This window comes from Actinomyces gerencseriae DSM 6844, from assembly GCF_000429265.1.
GTDB lineage: Bacteria > Actinomycetota > Actinomycetes > Actinomycetales > Actinomycetaceae > Actinomyces > Actinomyces gerencseriae.
Genome location: NZ_KE386873.1, coordinates 17,116 through 37,905, shown reverse-complemented (window position 1 = coordinate 37,905; position 20,790 = coordinate 17,116). Strand labels below are relative to the sequence as shown.

Genomic DNA, 20,790 nt, shown 5'->3' with positions numbered 1-20,790 from the left:
AATGTCGGCCACCGTCCTCCTCATCCTCGCGGCGACCGCGATCGCGGTCCTGCTGGTCCTGGTCATCAAGGCCAGGATGAGCGCCTTCGTCTCCATGATCCTGGTCTCCATGGTGCTGGCGCTGGCCGCCCGCGTCCCGGTGGGCGAGGTCGTCCAGACCATGATCGACGGCATGGGCAAGACCCTGGGCACCGTCGCCATCATCGTGGGCCTGGGCGCCATGCTCGGGCGCGTCATCGAGGCGGCCGGCGGCGCCGAGAGCCTCGCCGCCCGCTTCACACGGATCCTCGGGCGCCACCGCGTCATCGCGGCGGTCACCGCGGCCTCCTTCGTCCTGGGCATCCCGATCTTCTTCGACGTCGGCTTCATCATCCTGGCGCCCATCGTCTTCGGCTTCGCGCACATCGCCAGGATCAACCCGCTGAAGATCGGGCTGCCGGTGGCCGCCACCCTCCTGACGCTCCACGTCGTCATCCCGCCCCACCCGGGTCCGGTGGCCTCCGCGGCCACGCTCGGCGTGGACGTCGGGCTGCTGACCATGGTCGCCATGCCCGTGTGCGCGGTGGTGGCGGTCGTGTCCCTCTACGCCGCGAGGATGCTCAAGGTCGATTCCATCGTGCTCGAGAGCGGCCCACTGGGGTCGGCGCGCGAGAGCGCCGAGTCCACCTACGAGCCCGGGGGCGTGATCGCCCGGCCGCGCGCCACCGGGCCGGGCACGGTCGTCTTCCTCATCATCGAGCCGATCGCCCAGATCATGCTGGGGACCGTCGGCCAGATGGTCACCGAGAAGGGCGGCACCGCCCACGCCGTCCTGGGCTTCCTCGGCTCCTCCACGACGGCGCTGCTGACCGCCGTGCTCCTGGCCTACGTCATCATCGGCCGCCAGCAGCGCTGGAGCCTGGAGCGGCGCGGGAAGGTCCTCGACTCGGCCCTGCCGGACGTGGCCACGATCGTGTTCGTCACCGGCGCCGGGGGCGTCTTCGCCGGGGTGCTCGTGGCCAGCGGCATCGGCAAGGCCCTGGCCGGGGCGCTCGTCGGCATCCACATGCCGATCATCGTCACGGCCTTCGTCATCTCGCTGGCGCTGCGCGCCTCCCAGGGGTCGGCCACGGTGGCGATCCTGACCACGGGCGGGCTGCTCGCCGACGCCGTGGCCACCGGCGGGTACTCGGCGATCCAGATCGTCCTCATCCAGATGGCGATCGGCTTCGGTGCGCTGGGCCTGTCGCACATCTCCGACTCCGGGTTCTGGATCGTCACCAAGTACATGGGACTGTCGGTCAAGGACGGCCTGAAGACGTGGACGGTCCTGTCCACGATCGCGGGGCTGGCGGGCTTCATGCTCACCGGCGCCCTGTGGCTCGTCGTCTGAGGCTCGTGGGTCGGCGAGGAGAGCCGGGAGCCGGGGGAGGCTCGGCCGTCCCCCCGGCGCGCCGCGTCCCGGCCGTTCCCGCGGCCGTCGCCCGCGCTGCGATCGGACCGCGGCGGGGTGCTCGGCCGGGAGGCCCCGATGGATGAGCCCGGCACCGCCTGAGCCCTCGGATGCCTCAGACATCCTGATCGCGCAGGTGCTCGCCGGGGCCGTGGCGAAGCGGCCCCAGCACGGGCACCAGGAGGATGAGGAGGAACGCGAGCCACGAGGCGAGCAGGCCCAGAAGCATCGCGTGGACGGGCCATACCACCACGGAGTCGCCGCTGGGCGTCGCGCTCGACACGAGGGAGCGGACGAGCCCCCTACGGCAACCGGAACGGCGGCCGTCATCAACGGCGGAATGGTCATCGATCCGCGAGTGGCGCGCGCCGTCGTGCAGTCGAATGGAATGAGAGATGGGACGCTCGCAATCCTCGCCCATGGTGAACGCGCTGTTGCGGAACTCGTCGCACGCGGCCTGACGAATTCGGAAATAGCCGCTTCGTCAGTCCTGGCCGGGGGAACCGTGAAGAACGACGTCTCAGCGCTGCTGAGGAAATTCGGGCAGAGGGATCGCACCGCTCTCGCTCTCAAGCTGTACAAGGCGCTCGGCCGCTGAGTTCCGATCGATTCTTCCGTCTCCGGGGCCGAGTCGCTGGATCGAGTCGATCTCGAACCGGAACCGGACCGATCTCGGTGCGGAACCGGACCGATCTCGGCGGAGGCGCGCCGCTGCCGGGCGCCCCGCGGCCCGCTCCCGGGCGAAGAGGGCCGCGTGTGGAAGACTGACGACGTGAGTTTCGGTGACCGAGCCCCGACCACCATCCGCGCCGTCTCGTCCGACGACGCCCCAGCCGTGGCCGACCTCGCCGCCCCGGCCGACCGCCGGGCCGAGCTCGAGCCCGGCCCGGTCGAGGAGTGCGGCGTCTTCGGGGTGTGGGCCCCCGGCGAGGAGGTCTCCCGCCTGACCTATTTCGGTCTCTACGCCCTCCAGCACCGCGGCCAGGAGGCCGCCGGCATCGCCTCCACCGACGGCTCCCACATCCTGGTCTACAAGGACCTCGGCCTCGTCTCCCAGGTCTTCGACGACCGCTGCCTGTCCTCCCTGACCGGGCACCTGGCCGTCGGGCACGTCCGCTACGCCACCACCGGGGCCACCACCTGGGAGAACGCCCAGCCCATGCTCGGGCCCGTCGCCGGCTCCACCCTGGCCCTGACCCACAACGGCAACCTCACCAACACCCGCGAGCTCATGGCGATGGTGCGCGCCGCCAGCGGCGAGGACCTCACCGGCGAGCTCGGCCGCGGCTCGTCGACGGACACCGCCGTCATCGCCGCCCTCATGAGCCTCGTCTGCGAGCGCGGCCGCCTCGCGGCCGGGACGCGCTCCGCCGCCAGTGCCGCCAGTTCTGCCAGCGCGATCAGCGCCGACGTCGTCGCCGACCCCCACGCGGGTGCCGAGCCGATCGGACCGGCCGTGGCTGGAGGGATGTCGGCCGGATCGGCCGAGTCGGCCGAACCGGCAGGGGCGGCGGGACAGGAGGGGCCGGCCATGACGGCGAGGGCGACGGAGGAGGAGAGGACGGGCCGTCCCGCGCCGCTGACAGTCTCGCAGGCGGCCCGTCGCGTCCTGCCCATGCTGCGCGGCGCCTTCTCCCTGGTCTTCATGGACGAGCACACCCTGTACGCGGCCCGAGACCCTCACGGAGTGCGTCCCCTCGTCCTGGGGCGCCTGGAGCGCGGCTGGGTCATCGCCTCGGAGACCGCCGCCCTCGACATCGTCGGCGCCACCTACGCGCGCGAGATCGAGCCCGGCGAGCTCATCGAGATCGACGCCGACGGCGTGCGCTCGACCCGCTTCGCCCGCCCGCGCCGCTCGGGCTGCGTCTTCGAGTACGTCTACCTGGCCCGCCCCGACACCCGCATCGCCGGACGCAGCGTCATCGCCTCGCGCAACGAGATGGGCGCGGCCCTGGCCCGCGAGCACCCGGTGGAGGCCGACCTCGTCATCGCCACGCCCGAGTCGGGCACGCCCGCCGCCATCGGCTACGCCCAGGCCTCCGGCATCCCCTACGGTCAGGGGCTGGTCAAGAACGCCTACGTGGGGCGCACCTTCATCCAGCCCACCCAGACCCTGCGCCAGCTCGGCATCCGCCTCAAGCTCAACCCCGTGCGCGAGGTCATCGCGGGCAAGCGCCTCGTCGTCGTCGACGACTCCATCGTGCGCGGCAACACCCAGCGGGCCCTGGTGCGCATGCTGCGCGAGGCCGGCGCCACCGAGATCCACATCCGCATCTCCTCCCCGCCGGTGATGTGGCCGTGCTTCTACGGCATCGACTTCGCCACCCGCGCCGAGCTCATCGCCACCGGCATGAGCGTGGAGGGGATCCGCGAGTCCATCGGCGCCGACACCCTCGGCTACCTGTCCGTCGATGGCATGGTCGCGGCCACCGGGCAGCCGCGCACCGAGCTGTGCACCGCCTGCTTCACCGGCGAGTACCCCATCCCGCCGCCCGCCGAGGGCGCGGTACCGGGAACGCTGCCCGTCTCCCGGGTCCCCACCGTCTACCGCCGCCGCGCCGATGACGGGGGCGCTCCCCCCGTCCTCCCGCCCATCACCCCGGACCGGATCACCCGTCCCGACCTGGCCGCGGGCAGCCCGCCCTCCGCCGCCCGGACGGCGCTGCCGGGCGCCGGGCCCGTCGCCCGGGACGCGCGCCCGGGCGCCGGGCCCACCACCACCGACCCTTTCGAAGGAGCCAACCGATGAGCCCCCGCCCGCAGTCCGTGCCCGTCTCCGACGACGACCCCGGCACCGGGATCACCTACGCCTCCGCCGGCGTGGACACCGCCGCCGGCGACCGCGCCGTCGAGCTCATGCGGGCCTCCGTCGCCGCCACCACGACGTCGGCCGTCGTCGGGGGAGTCGGTGGTTTCGCAGGGCTGGTCGACGTCTCCGGGCTGCGCGAGCACCGCCACCCCCTCCTGGCCTCCTCGACCGATGGCGTGGGCACGAAGATCGCCATCGCCCGTGCCCTCGACGTCCACGACACCATCGGCCAGGACCTGGTCGGCATGGTCATCGACGACATCGTCGTGGTCGGCGCCCGGCCCCTGCTCATGACCGACTACATCGCCTGCGGACGCGTCGTGCCCGAGCGGATCGCCGACATCGTCCGGGGCGTCGCCGCCGCCTGCGCCGCCGTCGGCGCACCGCTGGTGGGAGGGGAGACCGCCGAGCACCCCGGCCTCATGGACCCGGACGAGTACGACCTCGCGGGCGCCGCCACCGGGGTCGTCGAGGCCGACCGGGTGCTGGGCCCCGAGCGCGTGCGCGCCGGCGACGTCCTGGTCGCCATGGCCTCCTCGGGGCTGCACTCCAACGGCTACTCGCTGGTGCGGCGCGTCGTCGCCGACGCCGGCCAGGGCCTGGAGCGGACGGTGCCCGAGTTCGGACGCACCCTGGGCGAGGAGCTGCTGGAGCCCACTCGCCTGTACGCCAAGACCTGCCTGGCCATGATCGGGGCGCTCGGCTCGGAGGCGGCGCCCTCCCCGATCCACGCGCTGTCGCACGTCACCGGCGGGGGACTGGCGGCGAATCTCGCCCGGGTCCTGCCCCCCGGCACGATCGCCGATGTCGACCGCTCCGGCTGGGTCGTCCCGCCGGTCTTCGACCTCGTGCGGCGCCTGGGCTCCGTTCCGTGGGATGACCTGGAGGGCACCCTGAACCTCGGGGTGGGCATGGTCGCCGTTGTCGCTCCGGAGTCGGTCGATGCCGTTCTGCGCGTGACGGAGGGGGCGAGCATCCCCGCCTGGGTGCTCGGGGGCGTCCACGAGGCGGAGGAGTATCAGCCGCGGGGGCGCCTGGTCGCCGGCACCAAGGGCGTGGACGGCGGCGCGGTCGATCTCCTCGGGGAGTACCGCGCCTCCTGAGCCCGCGGCTCGGCTTCCGCGGCTTCCGGTGAGCCGAGCCGGTTGAGCCGACCGAACCGGCCGGGCCGCAGGCCGACGAGCGGGCCTTGAGCCGCGTCGGGACGACGAGGAACGGGGCGCCGGAGTTGGGCCGCAGGAGGCCCGGTGCGAGGCCGCCGATGTCCGGACGGCGATGCGCGAGCCGTCCTGCGCCGGGTCGGCGTCGGCCCTCGAGGGGGCGACGGAATGCTCGAGCGGATCTGAGTCACCCTGATCTGCTCGGCATCGGCCCTCGCGGGGGCGACTGTCCGGCTGAGGCCCTCCGGCCGTTGCGGCGGGGGCGTCATAATGGTGCGGGAAGGTCGCCGCCGGTGGTGCGGCTCCCGGCCGTTGTCGCGGGGGCGTCATCGGTGTCCGGCGCGGGGATGGCCATGGCGGTGGGATCGGCGCCCAGGAGCAGAACGACCGTGCGTGCGAGAGCCGTCCGGCGCTGTTCCGCGCAGGCCGCGTCCTCCTCCGTCATGGGAGGGAAGATGCCGCCGTCCAGCAGGGTGAGCCCGGCTGCGAGGATGACCTCGACGCTGCCGCGCGGGTCCGGGGTGCTCAGCTCGCCCGCCGCGACCCCCTCCTCGACCACGCGGGTGAGGATGGGGAGGAGGCGCGTGTAGCCCTCGGTCATGGCCATGATGTGGAATCGCAGGTTCCCGGACAGGCGGAGCTGCTGGGCGAGCTCGATGTCCTCCCGGGGCGCGCGGGCCGCCGTGACGACCGCCAGGAAGCGCGCCGGTGCCGGCTGCGAGGCATTCCGGGCGGCTCGGTCCGCACGTTCCTCGATCGCGTCGGTCGTGCGCATGACAATGGCGTCGAGGATCGCCTCCTTGCCGGGGAAGTGGTGGTAGAGCGTGCCCTTGGCGATGCCGACGGCGCCCAGGACGTCCTCGATCGTGGTGGCCTCGTACCCTTTGGAGAGGAAGAGGCGGCGGGCGGCGTCCAGGATCTGCGTCCGGCGGACCGTGGCGCTCAAGTGCTGCGTGACCATCATGACCTCCATAAACCGACCGTCGGTCGCTTATGGTGACGAGTATGCGCCCGAGCGCCGGACGTTGCAAGACGCCGGACGCTGCAAGCCGTCCGGCCCGGATCTCCGTGGAGAGGCGCGCCCGTCGCATGCGCGAGAAGGAGGGGCGCCGCCGGCCCGGCCCGCCGTGAGGGATGGAACGGGCGCGCTGCAGACCCGGCGACGGGCGCCACCGGACCGGCCCGCCGTGAGAGGCCGGGCGCATGGAAACGCGTGAGAGGGTCGACGGGCGCAGCCCGCCGACCCTCTCACGCTGTCAGCCCTGGTCAGCTCCGACGACTCGTTCCCGGCCCACTGGCTTCTGAGCCGCCCGAGTCGTCCGAATCGTCCCAGTCGTCATCGTCGACCGCGTACTTGGCGGCCAGCTGCTCGTAGTCGACCTCGTCGTCGGACTCGGGGCTCGACGACCTGGAAACGAGCTCTCGCTCGAGTGCCGCGTAGTCGGTCGCCGGGCTGAAGTACTTGAGCTTACGGGCGACCTTGGTCGCCTTGGCCTTCTGACGGCCGCGCCCCATAGGCTCGACCCCCTCCAACAATCTCTGGGCGCGCACGTGGTCGCGCTTCACTTGGGCAAATGTGTCGTGGGGCAACCGTACAACGAGCGCACGCGTCAGCACCATTCGGTGCCGCCCCTGTGTCCGTGGCACCGCCCACGCCGAATGGCGGGCTCGTGCCGGCCGGGCGCCCGACTGCGCCTCCAACCGCGAGCGGCCTGTCGGCGGACCCGCCGCAGCGCCGCGGCGCTGCGGCGGGTGAGGAGGGACCGGCCCGTCAGGCCCGTCCGCTCACCGGCGCACCGCCTTGACGGTGGCGACGGCGCTGACCCCCGCCAGCACGACGATCGCACCGGTCACGATGGAGAGCGAGACGGGCTCGCCGTCACGGGCGTCCCCGATCAGACGGGCCAGCCGGTCGCGGACCGCGACGGGGGACAGGCATGCCGCTTTCGAGGCCACTGCGTTCACGCACCCGCAGCGCCCGGGGCATCGGGAGCCCGCCGGGGTCCCGCCCTCGCGCACCAGCGGGTCGTCCTTCACCAGGCCGACGCGCTCCTTGAGGCGGGCCGTGCGGATCCCGGCCCGCCTGCGCCACTCGGCGGCGGTGGCCTGCGCCGACCTGCGCGCCGTCGCCGTCAGCGCTTGGGGGGCCATGCGGGCGGCGAGCTGCTCGACGTCGCCGACCAGTTGATCGCGCTGCGCGGCCAGGGCGGCCTCGATGACCTCGGGGGACCTCGTGGGGCGGGACTGCCGCGACTGCTTCGGGCTCATCGCTGACCGCCCTTCTCCAGACCGGAGGCGACGGCCTCCCTGACGGCGTCGACATCGTCATTCAACCGCGCCTTCGGGTCCGGCGCGTCGGCCTTGGCGGCCTCGAGCCTCCGCTTGCCCGGCAGCGCCACCGCCACCGCCACGGCGAACAGGACGACGGCGACGATGATCTTGGCCGCCCACACCGGCAGTGCCAGGGCGATCGCATCGACGATGGCGCCCAGGAGGAAGCCGAGACCGAACAGGGCGGCGATGCCGGCCGCCGTCAGGAGAGCCGCGCCGACGCCCGCGGTCCTCGCCGTGCGCAGGGCCTTGGCCCTGAGCAGTTCGATCTCGCTCTTGACCAGGGCCGAGATGTTCTCGGAGATGCGGTTGATCAGTTCTCCGATGGAGGGCTGGTCGGATCGGGACGCCGCGGATGCGGGTGATGTTCGGGGTGGTTGAGGCTGTTGGGTCATAGGATCGACCTTCGTCCGGGGCAGGCGCTCGCGGTGGGAGCGTTGTGCGTGAATCTACCGCGCACAGAATCTCACAAACTCGTACGGAGGGTCTCATCTGGTCATCGGCGGGGCGATGCTGCGACTGACGCGGCACCGACGCCGTGGACCCCGTCGTGGCCGCCGCGGATGCGCGCCGTGACCGCCGGAGAAGCATGACCGGCCCCGTCCCGGGAGCCACTGGTCGCCCTCGTGGCCGCCGCGGATGCGCGCCGTTACCGTGGCGGGCGCTCGGGCGTCGCCGCTCAGACCACGGCCCGCCCCTCGATGACCGGGGCGAGCCCGCCCAGCGGGCCCCCTGTGCGCAGGGTGCGCAGCTCCAGGGTCGAGAACCCCGCGGACCGGAGCTCCGCGGCGGTGTCGCGCCGCGGATCGCAGCCTCCGCCGAAACGTCTCGTCAAGGGCGCGATGAGCCCCTGGACCCGGCGAGCCCCGGACCCGGGCGCCGCTCCCACGTGCTCGAAGAAGACCAGGTTCCCGCCCCGGCGGAGCACCCGCCGGGCCTCCGCCAGGGCGCGCGGAGGGTCGTCCACCGAGCACAGCACCGTGGAGCAGACGACGGCGTCGATGGTCGCGTCCCCCAGGGGGAGCCGCTCGGCGCCTGCGGTCAGCAACCTGGAACGGGCCCTCCCGGCGACGGCGCGCTCCAGGCGCCTGGAGGGGGCCGGCTCCAGGGCGAGCCAGGTGACGCCGGCGGGCAGGAAGTCGGCGCTGGCTCCGGAGCCGGCGCCGACGTCGAGGACCGTGCCGCTCAGGGAGCCCAGGACCTCGCGGCGCCACCGTCCCTGCTCCTGCGGAGCCGTGCGATCGATCCTCTGAATCGTCATGGGGGCAGCCTAGGCGGCCGGCGAGGGCGTGCGGGACAGGCGGCCGGTGGGCGGAAAGCGGGAGGGGGCGCGGGGTCGTCGGGTGACGGGACCGGCGGCCGGTGGGCGGAAAGTGGGAAGGAGCGCGGGGCCCCGGCCGTTCCGATTCCCGTTCTCGTCCGGGCCCGCCTACTCCTGGCTCCACGCCTCCCACAGGCCCGCGTACTCCCCGCCGAGGGCCACGAGCTCATCGTGCGTGCCCAGCTCCACGATCCGCCCGTCCATGACGACGGCCACCCGGTCGGCGTCCTGCGCCGTGTAGAGCCTGTGCGCCACCTCGATGACCGTGCGCCCCGCCAGCGCCGTGGACAGCGTCCGCTCCAGCGTGCGCGCGGCGCGCGGGTCGAGCAGCGAGGTCGCCTCATCCAGGATGAGGGTGTGCGGATCCAGCAGCACCAGGCGGGCCAGCGCCACCTCCTGGGCCTGGGCCGGCGTGAGCGTCAGGTGCCCGGATCCGACCATGGTGCGCATCCCCTCGTCGAGCCCGTCGACCCAGGCGTCGGCTCCGATGGCCTCGATCGCGCGCCGGATCGTCGCGTCGTCGGCATCCGGGCGCCCCAGGCGCACGTTGTCGGCGATGGTGCCCACGAACACGTGATGCTCCTGGGTCACCAGGGCCACGTGGCGGCGCAGCTCGGTCTCGGTCAGATCGGTCAGCGGCACCCCGCCCACCGTCACCGATCCGGAGGTGGGGGGATTGATGCCCGCCAGCATGCGTCCCAGCGTCGATTTCCCCGACCCCGAGGGCCCGACGACGGCGAGCCGCTCGCCCGGCACGAGGTCGAGGTCGATGCCGTGGAGCACCTCGACGCCCTTGCGGTAGGAGAAGCGGACGTCGCGCAGCGCCATGCGGGGCCCGTCCGGGGCGGCCCCGGTGGGCGCGCGGTCGTCGGGGACCTCCTCGACGCCCAGGATGCGCGAGAGCGAGGCCTGCGAGATCTGGACGAGGTCGATCCAGAACATGAGCTGGGCGATGGGCTTGCGCAGCTCCATGGCGTACAGGGACACCGTGGTGATGGCCCCCAGGCTCGCGTGTCCACCGGCGGCCAGGAAGGCGCCCCACAGGAGGATGACGACGACGGGCGCCCGCCAGGCGACGTCCAGGACGAGGAACAGGCGCATCCGCAGCCCGGCGGTGTAGCGCTCCAGGCCCCACGCCTCATCGACGGAGGCGGCGATCACGGCCTCGCGCCGCGCCCCGATGCCCAGGGCGTCGATCGTCCCGGCGTTCTCCACGGTCTCGGTCACCGCGCCGTTGAGACGGGCGAAGGCCGCCGAGCTCGCCCGGTACGCGGGCACCGAGATCGGCAGGTACCAGCTCATCATGGCCCACACGGGCGGCACGACGACGAGCAGCCCGGCCGCCAGCAACGGGTCGCTGACGGCGGCCGCGACAATGGTGAACACGATCGTCACCGTGCACACCATGATCTGGGGGATGCCGACGCGCACGAGGAACTCGATGCGCGAGACGTCGTTGGTCGTACGGCCCACGAGATCGCCGGTGCCGGCGGACTCGACGGCGCTCAGGGGCAGGTGGACGACGCGGGTCATCATGCGCTCGCGCAGATCGGCGAAGACCGACTCGCCGAGCGTGCGGGCGTGCATCTGGGCGAAGCGGTTGATGACCGCGCCCACGACGGTGACGGCCATGATGACCAGGACGATCAGGTCGACGTAGCCGGCCGTGCCGGTGCCCGTGGACACGCGCGTGACCAGACGGCCCAGCAGCTGCGGTGCGACGAGGGTCGCCAGGACCGCGACCACCTGGAGGATCAGCACGCCTGCGAAGCGCCATCGGTAGGAGGCCATGATCCGGAAGGTCTTGCGCATGGCGACCTTGCCGGGAGCGACGGGGAGCGCCATCAGCCCTCCACCGCCGTCCGAGGAGCGGCCCCGGCGATGCTCGCGCCGTCATCGCCATCGTCGCCGTCATCGTCGCCGTCGCCGTCCGGGCCCTGCTCATGGGGCTCCTCGCCGTAGGCCCGGGCCACGACGGCCCGGTAGGCCAGCCCGTCCGGGTCGCCCCGGCGGGCGCGGGCCAGCAGCTCCCGGTGGGTGGAGCGCGCGCGCTCGCCGTCGTCGTCCAGCAGGACGATCTCGTCGCAGGCCTCCAGCACGAGGGGGGACTCGGTGACGACGACGGTCGTGCGCCCCCGCCGCGCGGCGCGGAGGCGGCGGGCCACGCGCGACTCGGTATGGGAGTCCAGCGCGCTGGTCGGCTCGATGAGCACGAGGGCGGGGGCCTCGGTCAGCAGGGCGCGCGCCAGGGCGACCCGCTGGCGCTGGCCCCCGGACAGGGACCGTCCCTTCTCGGTGATCATGCCGGCCAGGCCCCGGTCCAGCGAGGTCAGGACGTCGTGGGCGTCGGCGGTCCTCAGGGCGGCGAGCAGCCGGTCGTCGCCGGGCAGGGTCTCGGCGGCGGGGCGCACGTCCTGGTCGACGGCGTCGATGCCCGCGCGCTCGGCCTCCGCGGCCACGAGCGCTTCGACGCCGACGGGTTCCGGCGCGGCCGCGCCGCGCACGTCGAGGGCCTCGCGCAGTGTGCCGGTGAACAGCTCGGCGGCGGCGCCGGCCACCACGATCGAGGCGCGCACATCGCGCAGCGGCATGGCGGTCAGCGGTCGGCCGTCCAGGGTCACCGCGGGGTCGGCGTCGTCGAAGCGCCCGAGCCGGGTGGCCAGGGCGGCGGAGGAGTCGGGATCGGCGCAGACCACTGCGGTCATACGGCCCGGCGCGAAGCGCACCCCGGAGGCGGTATCGACGATCTCGCCCGCCCTGGTGGCGCCGTCGGCGGGATCCAGGCTCAGGCGCTCGGCCGGGGTGCCCGCGGCCGGGACGACGTCGAGCAGCCTGCCCAGGCGCCGCAGCCCGACCATGGCTCGCGTGTAGTCCTGCACCGAGCTGGAGAAGACCATGAGGGGCCACGACAGGTAGGCGGTGTAGCCGTAGAAGGTCACGAGCTCGCCGGCGCTGATGCCTCCGGTGATCGCCAGGCGGGCGGCGGCCCACACGACGACGGCGACGAACAGACCCGGCAGGAGCACCTGCAGGCTCATGAGCACCGATTGCGTGCCGGCCACCTCGACTCCGCGTCGGCGCAGCTCCTGGGAGGCCTCGCGGTAGCGGCGGGCGAAGACGTCCTCGCCGCCGATGCCGCGCAGGATGCGCAGGCCCGCGACCGTGTCGGTGGTGATGGTGGTGACCTCGGACTGCGCCTCGCGCTGAACGGCCTGGCGCTTCTGGAGGGGCCTGATGACCAGGGTGACGATCCAGGCGACCAGGGGCATGCCGATGATCACGATGAGGCCGAGGCGCACGGATACCGAGACCATGAGCACGGCCACGACCGCGAAGGACACGGCGGAGCCGATGAGCGGTGGGAGCCGTTCGAAGAAGTTGCCGATGTACTGCGCGTCGGAGGCCACGATCGAGGCGACCTCGCCGGTGGACGCCTGGTGGGGCAGATCGGCGCCGGTGACGGAGACCTGGCGCCCCACGAGCCGGGTGACATCGAAGTTGGTGCGCATCCAGGCGAGCATCCCGACGTAGGACTGGGCGGTGTCCCCGATGGCGTAGACGACGAACAGGAGGAGCAGGCTCAGGCAGATCGACCACAGGCGCGCGTTGAGCCCGTTCTCGATACCGGAGTCCAGGGCCGCCCCCAGGAAGGCGGGCACGATCGCCTGAATGGTGTTGGAGGCGACGGCGGCCAGGCTCGCCACCGTCAGCGGCCCGGCGGCCCGGCGCGTGAGCCAGCCCAGCAGCGCCCGGACACGGGACGACGGCGGCTGGGGCAGGGGCGCGTCGGGGGCGGGGACGAGTCGTCCGGCGACTCGTGACAGGGCTCTTGGCATGATGCGTCGAGGCTATCGGAGCCCGCCGGGATGGGACAGCGCGTCGTATCGGCGAGGTGGGTGAGAAGTGCCGCGCGTGGAGTGGGAATAGTGGGAGTACGGAGTGACGGAGTGGGGGCGCGGGGCGCTCGGGCTTCGGGCCGAGGTGGGGCGTGGCGGGGCTGAGGGGCTCCCGGGCGCTGCGTGGTCATACGTCGGGTCGTCTTCCTCATCCGGGCGGAGCGCGCCGTCGCTCGGGCCCCGTGCGCGTGTGGTGCGGCGCGGTCGTACGTTCTCGCGCCGGGTCGTACGCGGGGCCGTGCGGTCGTACGCGGGGCCGTGCGGTCGTACCTTCCCGCGCCAGGTCGTACGTTGGGAAGCCTCTAAGGTACGACCTGGCGCATTCGGGTACGACCGCGTGAGAAGGGGTACGACCGCGTAGGACTCCGTGCATGAAGAGCAGAGCAGGAATACGTCAAAACCCCGCTCGCCGTCTCGGGGCCGACCTGTTCGCCTTGCAGCGGGTGCGCACAGTCCTAGCCCCACCCGCGCGTCTCGGGTCCCACGCGTGATCCGGGCGGAGCACCCGTGGAGGGGGCCGCGGGCTCGTGCTGTAGAGTGCGTGTTAGAGATCTCCTGGAAGGTTTCCCACATGGATCCTGAACAGCTCGCCAGGGCGGCGGATCAGGCTGATGAGGCCCTCGCTGCTCAGACGAACGATTACCCGTTGCAGGCCGCCATCGCCGAGCGCAGACCTGACCTGTGGGCCGCGCTGGCTTCCAATCCCTCGTCCTACCCCGACCTGCTCGTGTGGTTGTCCAAGCTGTCGGATCCGGCGGTGCACGCGGAGCTGGAGGCGCGTGGCGCGGTGCTGCCGCGGACGACCGACGCGCGGGCCGACGCGGAGTCGCAGGACCCCGAGGCGTCGCGGGAGGAGGACGACTCGCATGGGGGCGGCACGACGCGGTCGGGAGCGCCGCAGGAGGCTGCCCACGAATCGTCGGCGGAGGGGACTGAGACAGCGGAGATGTCCGAGGCACAGGAGCCCGACGAGCCGCACGGCGGGTCGGCGCTCCGAACGGTTGAGGCCGCGTCTCAGGACGACGGCGCCGCGGATGAGGAACCTGCCGGGGTGCGGGCGGGGCAGGAGGATGCGGAGTCTCCGGTCGGGGCCGAGGAGTCGCGGGCCGAGGATGCCACGTCTCAGGACGAGGCCGCGTCTCAGGACGACGGCGCCGCGGATGAGGAACCTGCTGAGGTGCGGGCGGCCGTTGAGCCTCGGGCGGAGGGAGTCGAGGAGGCCGAGGGGGCGGCGTCCTCGAGCTCTGACCGATTGCAGACGCAGACCATGCCTTCAGCGCCTTCAGCGCCGTCGGCGGCCCCGACGGCGGCTGCGTCCGCGGGAGCCGAGACTGAATCGCAGTCGGAGGCGGCGTCTACGGCCTCGGCTGCCTCGACGGCCCCGGCCGCGGGAACGTCGATGATGCCCTCGATGCCCTCGATGCCCTTGGCGCCCTCGGCGCCCTCGGCCCCGGTGCCCGCAGGACCCGCAGGGCCCTCGGTGGGCGGGGCGCCGCAGGTCGGGCCGGTCTTCCCGATGGGGGCCACGCCGCCCGCGGTGCCGCCGACCGTTCCCTCGGCGGGGACCGCGCCCTGGGCCGTGTCCGGATCCGGCGTCCCGCTCGTGCCGGTGCAGGGGCAGATGATCGAGCCGGGTCCGGAGCAGCCCCGCCGTTCGAGGTCCCGTGCGCCGGTGGCCGTTCTGGTCGCCCTGGTGCTGCTGATCGTCGGCGGAGTGGGCGGGTGGTACGTGACGAGTTATCTCAACGATCGCGATTCCACCTCCGTGAACGGCTCCGATAGGGCCGACCGGGACAAGCCGCGCTATGGCAAGCAGGATGCGTCGGCGTCCGCCGAACCCACGAGCACCGGGGCGACGAACTACGTGACCGCGTGCGGGAGCGCCCCGGACTTCACCCCGACCTCCGTCAGGAATGGGGACGGGGAGCTCCAGGTGGAGGTGCAGGTGACCGCGTCGTGTCCCAGCGGCGACGTCCTGGGCGGAACCGACGACCACGTCGAGCTGAGGGGACCGTCGCGCTCCGACGGGACCGGACCGGCCGACGCCGTCGTCGCCTCGGGGGACTTCGATTTCTCCGGCTCTCCGCTGATGATCTCGGACTCCGCGACAACGCTCACGCTTCACTTCGGAAGCGGCCACTTCTATCGCACGGCTGATGACATGGATCTCACGACCATCGTCGTGACGTGCACACCGGATCGCGGCTCCGCGCCGATCGCGGTGACCCCGGGCGCGTCGAGACCGTCATCGGTGACGGCGGCCACGACGAGCAAGGACAACACCTCGGAGGAGACCGCGGCGAAGGATTCCCTGCGCTGGCAGGCCGATCACGACAAGTCCTCGGTGAAGGGCGTCTCCGGCAAGTGGGTGCCGCAGTTGTCGTCGAAGAAGTCGGGGATGGTCGCCGACGGCATCACCTGGGACAACCGCGCCACGCTCCAGGAGTTCCTCAAGCTGCGCCAGCAGTACTCCAACGCCAAGCTTCTGTACAGCGACGAATGGCCCGTCTTCGACAGCGGTGGCCAGTACTGGGTGACGATCGTCGCGACTCCGTACGGCAGCGCCGACGAGGCCAACGCTTGGTGCAGCGCCGAGGGGTTCGACGCCGATCACTGCTTCGCCAAGTACATCGACACCAAGGGGTCCTCGGAGGGCACGACGGTCAACAGGTGAGCCCGCCGTTCCGCGCCCGGGGCCGACGTCGGGGAAGCGCCCGGGCGGGCGGCCCCGGGAACCCGCCGCCCCGCTCCTGGGACCGGCGTCGACGCGCCCGGGACCGGCATCCGGTCGTCCGTCGCCCCGATCCTCGGGCGGGGCCGGCCTCAGGAGCCGTTCTTGAGTGCGAGAACGCGGGCGGCGGACTCGTCCACCCGCTCGGCGAGGGCTGGGTCGCTCTGCGCCTCGGTGACGAGCGCCCGCGCCATATCGGCGACGACGGTGGCGTCGGCCGAGGCCAGGACGATGTCGCATCCGGCTCTGACGGCTTGGACCGCCCGTTGGGCGGGCGTTCGATCCTGCACCTGGACCGCGGTCGAGACGTCATCGGTGATGACGACTCCCTTGAAGCCCAGGTCGCCGCGCAGCATGTCGGTGACGACCACGGATGAGAACACGGCCGGCGCCGAGGAGTCGATGAGGGAGTAGATCGCCGAGGAGACCATGATGACCTTGGCGCCGCCGGTGATGGCGTCGGCGAAGACGGAGACCGCCGGGTCCCCGGAGCGCGTCGTGACGGCGTCCGTGACACCGGCTACGGTGTCGGTGTTGTCGGTCACGCGCCCCAGGCCCGGGAAGTGCTTGTAGGTCGCGATGAGACCGGCGTCCTCCATCCCCCGGGCGAAGGCGGTGGCGTGGTCCAGCGTGGTGGCGGCGTCGTGCCCGTACTCGCGCTCCCACTTGCCGATGGGACCGTTGCTCGACGGGCTCGGGCCGTCGACGAGATCGGCCACGGGAGCCAGGTTCATGGTCACTCCGGCGTCGGCGAGCTCCTGGCCCCATGCCCGTGACTTGGTGAGAAGATCGTCCGCGGACATGGTCGCCTGCTCGGACGCGGAGGGGAGGGAGGAGAAGCCGGTCCCGTTCAGGACCTGGACCTGGCCCCCCTCCTGATCGGTGGCCACGAGCAACGGGGTGTCGTGGGTGGCGTCGGGGCCGACCAGGTCGGTCAGGGTGGTGATGACCCCGCGAACGGGCTCGGCTCCGGCGCGGGTCTGCCCGGAGATGAAGACGTTGCCGACGTGATGGGTGGACACGGCGTCGATGGAGGCTATTTGGGGGCCCGAGGTATCGGCGCCGACCATGAGGAGTTGGCCGACCTTCTGCTCCAGGGTCCATCCCTCCAGCGGTCCCGAGGACGGGGAATCGGTGACCTCGGGCTCCGGATCGTTCGACGTCGGCGCCGGGTCGGTCGGCGCCGGGGCGGTCGTGGCGGGGCCCGCGGTGGAGATCGAGCCGTGCTCCGAGCCCCGAGAGGAGCATCCGGCCAGGGTCGCGGCTCCGAGCAGGCCGGCGAGGACTACGGGGCGCCGGCCCACCATCCGGCGCGCGGTGGGGGGCGGCGGACCGGCGAAGAGGTGGTCGTCCATGGCCCGCACCCTATTCCACCTCTCTCCGCTGCCGCCTCCGTCTCGCGCCACGGGATGCGCCGGGGCGGGGCCCGCGAGCGCGGGCGCGGCCGGCGTCCGCGCACCTGCTGCTCCCGACTACTCCCACCCGAGCTCGTGGAGGCGATCGTCGTCGATGCCGAAGTGGTGGGCGACCTCGTGGATGACCGTCACCCCGATCTCCTCGACCAGCTCCTCGCGGGTCGGGCACCAGCGCTCCAGCGGACCCTTGAAGATCAGGATCCGATCGGGCAGGACCATCGACCAGCCGTCGTCGCGCTCGGTGAGCGGGACGCCGTCGTACAGGCCCAGGAGGGTCGGCAGGCCGTTCTCATCGTAGTCGGCCCCGGTGAGCAGGTTGGGATCGGGCTCGTCGCGGACGAGGATGACGACGTTGTCCATCTGGGCGGCGAGCTCCTCGGGGATCGCGTCCAGGGCGTCGCCGACGGCCGCCTCGAATTCCTCGTCGGACAGGTGCACCGGGCTCATGGAGCGGAGCCTCTCATATCACCGGCGCCGCGGTGAGCAGGGTCACGCTTGAGAGATTTGCGCGGGGGGAGTCCCGCCCCATACTGTTCTACCCGGTTCAAGGCGCGACGACGCCAAGGGCAGTGGGCCCCCATCGTCTAGCGGCCCAGGACCCCGCCCTTTCACGGCGGTAGCACGGGTTCGAATCCCGTTGGGGGTACTGGCTCGTGCGAGTGGAAGACAATCTCGTTAGAGTATGGCTTCGTGCCGAACGAGGCCTCGTGGCGCAGTTGGTTAGCGCGCCGCCCTGTCACGGCGGAGGTCGCGGGTTCAAGTCCCGTCGAGGTCGCGGACGATCGGTCCGGTCTGTTGAGACCGGGCCGATCCCATCCCGAGGCTCTGTAGCTCAGTTGGTAGAGCGTTCGACTGAAAATCGAAAGGTCACCGGATCGACGCCGGTCGGAGCCACCGCGAAAGCCCTCGGAACTCACAAGGTTCCGAGGGCTTCGCTCTGCCCGGGACGCCGGCGGGGCCGCTGCTCCTGGGTGCGACCGATCTCGGTGCGCAACTCGACCGATCTCGCGCCGGAACTGAACCGATCTCGGCGGGGGAGGGGGCGGGCCGGCCGGGTCCGGCCTCAGCGCTGGGTCCGGCGGCCGGCGGAGAGGGCGTTGATGAAGGAGGCGACGGCGCCGAAGAGGATGCCGCCGATCGGCCACACGATCCAGCAGATGTGCCACCCGTTGCCGAGGAATCCCCATGCCAGGAAGATCACGAGGATCAGGGGCCAGTAGATGGCGGCGATGGCGTTGACGAGGGGGTTCTCCGAGTCCTTCCGGCTCCAGCGGTCCCACTGATCCCACTGCCCGGGGGCGCCGGTCGAGTGGCCCTCCTCGGTGAGGGTCTCGTGAGTGGAGGACGCCCAGGTGGTCGGCAGGAGGATGAACAGGCCGGTGGCGACGAGCGCGAGGGTGGTGGAGACGCCGAAGAGCGGGTACTGGGAGTGGCCCGGCTGGTCGCTGAGGATGCCGCCGGCCACGGTCGGGATGGCCGAGATGATCCACAGCCCGACGGCGATCATGAGCGCGCGCGACCGGGGGCCCTCGTTCTCCACGCGCAGGCGGGCCGCCCAGGCGGAGACGATCGGGTTCCTCGTGAACCGTCCATCGGTCAGGTGCTCCAGACCCACGAAGGACCGGTTGCGCTGTATGAGGATGAGGACGCCTATCGCGACGAGGACGAGGGTCAGGGCCAGGCCGATGAGCATCGCCAGCTGCTCGCCGAGTCCGGACGCGTTCGTTCCGTCGTCGCCGTTCAGCCCGATCGCGGTGAGCAGCGGGATGGGCGCCAGGACGAACAGGGCGACGCCCCGGCTGAGCAGCCGGCCGGTCCGGCGTCGGGCCTCGGCGAGGGCCTGCGCGTCGGGGAGGGTGACGACGGGGTAGCCGGCGGGGGCCTCCTGCTGCGGGAGCGGTGCGGCCCCGGCCTCCGTTGCGGCCGAGGAGCCTGCCGCGGCTCCGGAGGCTCCGGCGTCCGTGACGTCGGTCCGGGCTGAGCGGATATCGGGGAGGATCCCCAGCGCGGGTGCGAGCTCCTCGAGGTTGCCGAAGTCGGTGATGACCTGTCCGACGGCCTCGTTGTGGGTCTTGCCGCGCCCGACGGCGTCGGCGTAGGCGTCCTCCATCATGGCGCGGAGCTCTCCCCTGGCCTCCAGGAGGCGAGGGGTGGCGGGGTAGGGGGCGAACATGGCGTCGAGGAAGGTGTCGATGGTGTCCATCAGATGTGTCCTTGTGCGAATCGGTCGATGAGGGTTTTGGTGTCCTCCCACTCGGCGAGCTTGTCCGCCAGGTGGGAGGCGCCGCCGTCGGTGAGGCGGTAGTACGTGCGGGGCTTGCCGGAGGCGGAGGTGTCCGCATAGGAGGAGGCGAGCCCGGCGGCCTCCAGGCGCTTGAGCGCGGAGTAGAGGGTGGTCTGCTTGATCGTGTACTCGCCCGCCGAGACCTCGGTGATCGTCTTGGCGAGCTCGTAGGCGTACGAGGGTCTGTCGCGCAGGAGCGTCAGCACAATGAGATCGACGTAGCCGCGGATGGCGTCGGCGCTGATCACTCGGTGCTCCTTTCGGGTCGGTTCCTGATGGGTTGCTTACGACGAGCGTACTACGACAGTCGTACTGTGTCTAGCATGACTTGTTCGACGTGGTACGTCGTGCGTGTTGTGCCGCGCATGCCGGGATGGGCGCCGTGCCAGTGCCCGGTCCGCTGGAGGTCCCGCGGGCGGCCGGGCCCTCCACGCCGCACGTCCCCAGGACAGCATGTCGGCCCGGAGCTCCCGCGGGCGGCCGGGCCGGGCGCCTCGCGGTCGAGGATCCCCGGGACGCCGGTCCGCTAGAGTTCCCGCAGGCGGCCGGGAGGAGGCGGTATGCGGGGCACTGCGCAGGGGGATGCACGAGGGGCTGCGCGGGGACCCGTGCACGCCCCTCGGAGACGGGCGGGCGATGCGCGCGTCCTCGTCGTCGAGGACGACCCCGACCTGTCCCGGCTCATGGCCGCTCATCTGGCCTCCGAGGGGTACGACGTCGCTCGGGCCCCCGAGGCGGCTGCCGCCCTCGACCTGATCGACGACACCCGCGTCGATGTCGTCGTCCTCGATCTCATGCTGCCGCGAGTCTCCGGTGACGGCCTGCTCGTGCGCCTGCGCGAGCGCGAGCGGGCCCGGGACCTCCCGGTCATCCCGGTCATCGTCGTCTCCGCCAAGGACGCGGTGTGGACCAGGGTCGACCTGCTGCGCCTGGGCGCCGACGACTACCTGACCAAGCCCTTCGACCTCGACGAGCTCACCGCCCGCATCGAGGCCCTCCTGCGCCGATCCCGCCTCGCCGACGACGGCGCCCGGGTGCTGCGCCACGGCGATCTCGTCCTGGAGCCGGCGGCCCGTCGTGCGCGCCTGGCCGATCGGGACGTGCCCCTGACGCCGGCCGAGCTGACCGTTCTCGAGGTGCTCATGTCGACTCCGGACAGGGTCGCCTCCAAGGGGGCGCTCGCCCGGGCGGTCGGGGACGCCGGGGAGGAGGCCGCCGGCGCCGCGGGCACTGCCGGCACCACCGGCGTCAAGACGCACGTGAGCCACCTGCGCGCCAAGCTGAGGGCGCTCGATCCGGACGTCGAGCACATCGAGACCGTCTGGGGCCTGGGATACCGCATGGCCCCGCTCTGAGGCCGTCGGGAGGCGACGCGCGGTCACCTCGGTCTTTCCTCCTTCGCGCTGGAGGG

18 protein-coding genes and 3 tRNA genes are annotated in these 20,790 nt (G+C 72.3%); 9 read left to right on the top strand and 12 right to left on the bottom strand.

Annotated features, from left to right (window positions below; translation table 11 throughout):
* The first annotated feature begins 1 nt into the window (after nt 1).
* A complete protein-coding gene (locus tag G448_RS0113245) occupies nt 2-1,372 on the top strand; it encodes a GntP family transporter (protein ID WP_026408366.1) in 1,371 nt (456 codons plus the stop codon).
* A gap of 175 nt (nt 1,373-1,547) precedes the next feature.
* Here the strand turns inward: G448_RS0113245 and G448_RS18935 are convergent, their stop codons facing one another.
* Nucleotides 1,548-1,685: a hypothetical protein gene (locus G448_RS18935; protein WP_245572344.1), complete on the bottom strand. Its 138-nt coding sequence runs from the start codon at nt 1,683-1,685 to the stop codon at nt 1,548-1,550.
* An 87-nt stretch (nt 1,686-1,772) separates the two neighbouring features.
* Between G448_RS18935 and G448_RS18930 the strand changes: the two genes are divergently transcribed.
* The 3 genes from G448_RS18930 (at nt 1,773) to purM (ending at nt 5,344) form a co-directional block, all read left to right on the top strand.
* Complete coding sequence (locus G448_RS18930; protein WP_245572343.1) at nt 1,773-2,030, top strand: response regulator transcription factor; 258 nt, start codon at nt 1,773-1,775, stop codon at nt 2,028-2,030.
* 237 nt (nt 2,031-2,267) lie between these two features.
* Nucleotides 2,268-4,181: an amidophosphoribosyltransferase gene (gene purF, locus G448_RS16725; RefSeq protein ID WP_245572367.1), complete on the top strand. Its 1,914-nt coding sequence runs from the start codon at nt 2,268-2,270 to the stop codon at nt 4,179-4,181.
* Nucleotides 4,178-5,344 carry a phosphoribosylformylglycinamidine cyclo-ligase gene (gene purM / locus G448_RS0113230; protein ID WP_034495424.1) on the top strand — a complete coding sequence of 389 codons (1,167 nt, stop codon included), beginning with the start codon at nt 4,178-4,180 and terminating at the stop codon, nt 5,342-5,344. Before purF ends, purM begins: the two co-directional genes overlap by 4 nt.
* A gap of 322 nt (nt 5,345-5,666) precedes the next feature.
* Here the strand turns inward: purM and G448_RS16720 are convergent, their stop codons facing one another.
* The 7 genes from G448_RS16720 to G448_RS16710 form a co-directional block, all read right to left on the bottom strand.
* On the bottom strand, nt 5,667-6,362 hold the full coding sequence (locus G448_RS16720) for a TetR/AcrR family transcriptional regulator (protein ID WP_169720858.1): 696 nt from the start codon (nt 6,360-6,362) through the stop codon (nt 5,667-5,669).
* Nucleotides 6,363-6,667: 305 nt separating this feature from the next.
* Entirely contained in the window at nt 6,668-6,916 is a 249-nt protein-coding gene (locus tag G448_RS16715; protein ID WP_051269123.1) for a DUF3073 domain-containing protein, read from the bottom strand.
* 270 nt (nt 6,917-7,186) lie between these two features.
* Nucleotides 7,187-7,669, bottom strand: coding sequence for a hypothetical protein (locus G448_RS0113215; protein WP_026408363.1), 483 nt, complete (start codon nt 7,667-7,669; stop codon nt 7,187-7,189).
* The gene (locus G448_RS0113210) at nt 7,666-8,127 is read right to left on the bottom strand and encodes a phage holin family protein (RefSeq protein WP_026408362.1); all 462 of its coding nucleotides are present in this window, start codon (nt 8,125-8,127) and stop codon (nt 7,666-7,668) included. The genes G448_RS0113215 and G448_RS0113210 overlap by 4 nt, the downstream gene beginning before the upstream one ends.
* Nucleotides 8,128-8,411: 284 nt before the next feature.
* Nucleotides 8,412-8,993 (bottom strand): class I SAM-dependent methyltransferase, encoded by a 582-nt coding sequence (locus tag G448_RS0113205; RefSeq protein WP_026408361.1) that lies wholly within the window; start codon nt 8,991-8,993, stop codon nt 8,412-8,414.
* Between the two features lie 168 nt (nt 8,994-9,161).
* Nucleotides 9,162-10,898: an ABC transporter ATP-binding protein gene (locus G448_RS0113200; RefSeq protein WP_026408360.1), complete on the bottom strand. Its 1,737-nt coding sequence runs from the start codon at nt 10,896-10,898 to the stop codon at nt 9,162-9,164.
* The gene (locus G448_RS16710; RefSeq protein ID WP_051269087.1) at nt 10,898-12,889 is read right to left on the bottom strand and encodes an ABC transporter ATP-binding protein; all 1,992 of its coding nucleotides are present in this window, start codon (nt 12,887-12,889) and stop codon (nt 10,898-10,900) included. The genes G448_RS0113200 and G448_RS16710 overlap by 1 nt, the downstream gene beginning before the upstream one ends.
* Nucleotides 12,890-13,520: 631 nt before the next feature.
* Here G448_RS16710 and G448_RS0113190 point away from each other — a divergent pair.
* Nucleotides 13,521-15,623, top strand: coding sequence for a variant leucine-rich repeat-containing protein (locus tag G448_RS0113190; RefSeq protein ID WP_026408359.1), 2,103 nt, complete (start codon nt 13,521-13,523; stop codon nt 15,621-15,623).
* 149 nt (nt 15,624-15,772) lie between these two features.
* On the opposite strand, the gene G448_RS0113185 is transcribed toward G448_RS0113190, so the two are convergent.
* Nucleotides 15,773-17,035, bottom strand: a complete 1,263-nt coding sequence (locus G448_RS0113185) for a glycoside hydrolase family 3 N-terminal domain-containing protein (protein WP_026408358.1) — start codon at nt 17,033-17,035, stop codon at nt 15,773-15,775.
* A gap of 117 nt (nt 17,036-17,152) precedes the next feature.
* A complete protein-coding gene (locus tag G448_RS0113180) occupies nt 17,153-17,542 on the bottom strand; it encodes a metallopeptidase family protein (protein ID WP_026408357.1) in 390 nt (129 codons plus the stop codon).
* 126 nt (nt 17,543-17,668) lie between these two features.
* On the opposite strand from G448_RS0113180, the gene G448_RS0113175 reads away from it, so the two are divergent.
* The 3 genes from G448_RS0113175 (at nt 17,669) to G448_RS0113165 (ending at nt 17,989) form a co-directional block, all read left to right on the top strand.
* Nucleotides 17,669-17,741, top strand: a tRNA-Glu gene (locus G448_RS0113175).
* A gap of 55 nt (nt 17,742-17,796) precedes the next feature.
* Nucleotides 17,797-17,870 (top strand) — tRNA-Asp (locus tag G448_RS0113170).
* Nucleotides 17,871-17,916: 46 nt separating this feature from the next.
* Nucleotides 17,917-17,989 (top strand) — tRNA-Phe (locus G448_RS0113165).
* 169 nt (nt 17,990-18,158) lie between these two features.
* Here the strand turns inward: G448_RS0113165 and G448_RS0113160 are convergent.
* Together G448_RS0113160 and G448_RS0113155 are read right to left on the bottom strand one after the other, a co-directional pair.
* A complete protein-coding gene (locus G448_RS0113160; protein WP_026408356.1) occupies nt 18,159-19,298 on the bottom strand; it encodes a permease prefix domain 1-containing protein in 1,140 nt (379 codons plus the stop codon).
* Nucleotides 19,298-19,627 (bottom strand): PadR family transcriptional regulator, encoded by a 330-nt coding sequence (locus G448_RS0113155; protein WP_026408355.1) that lies wholly within the window; start codon nt 19,625-19,627, stop codon nt 19,298-19,300. Before G448_RS0113155 ends, G448_RS0113160 begins: the two co-directional genes overlap by 1 nt.
* A gap of 360 nt (nt 19,628-19,987) precedes the next feature.
* Between G448_RS0113155 and G448_RS0113150 the strand changes: the two genes are divergently transcribed.
* Entirely contained in the window at nt 19,988-20,734 is a 747-nt protein-coding gene (locus G448_RS0113150; RefSeq protein ID WP_026408354.1) for a response regulator transcription factor, read from the top strand.
* Nucleotides 20,735-20,790 lie beyond the last annotated feature (56 nt).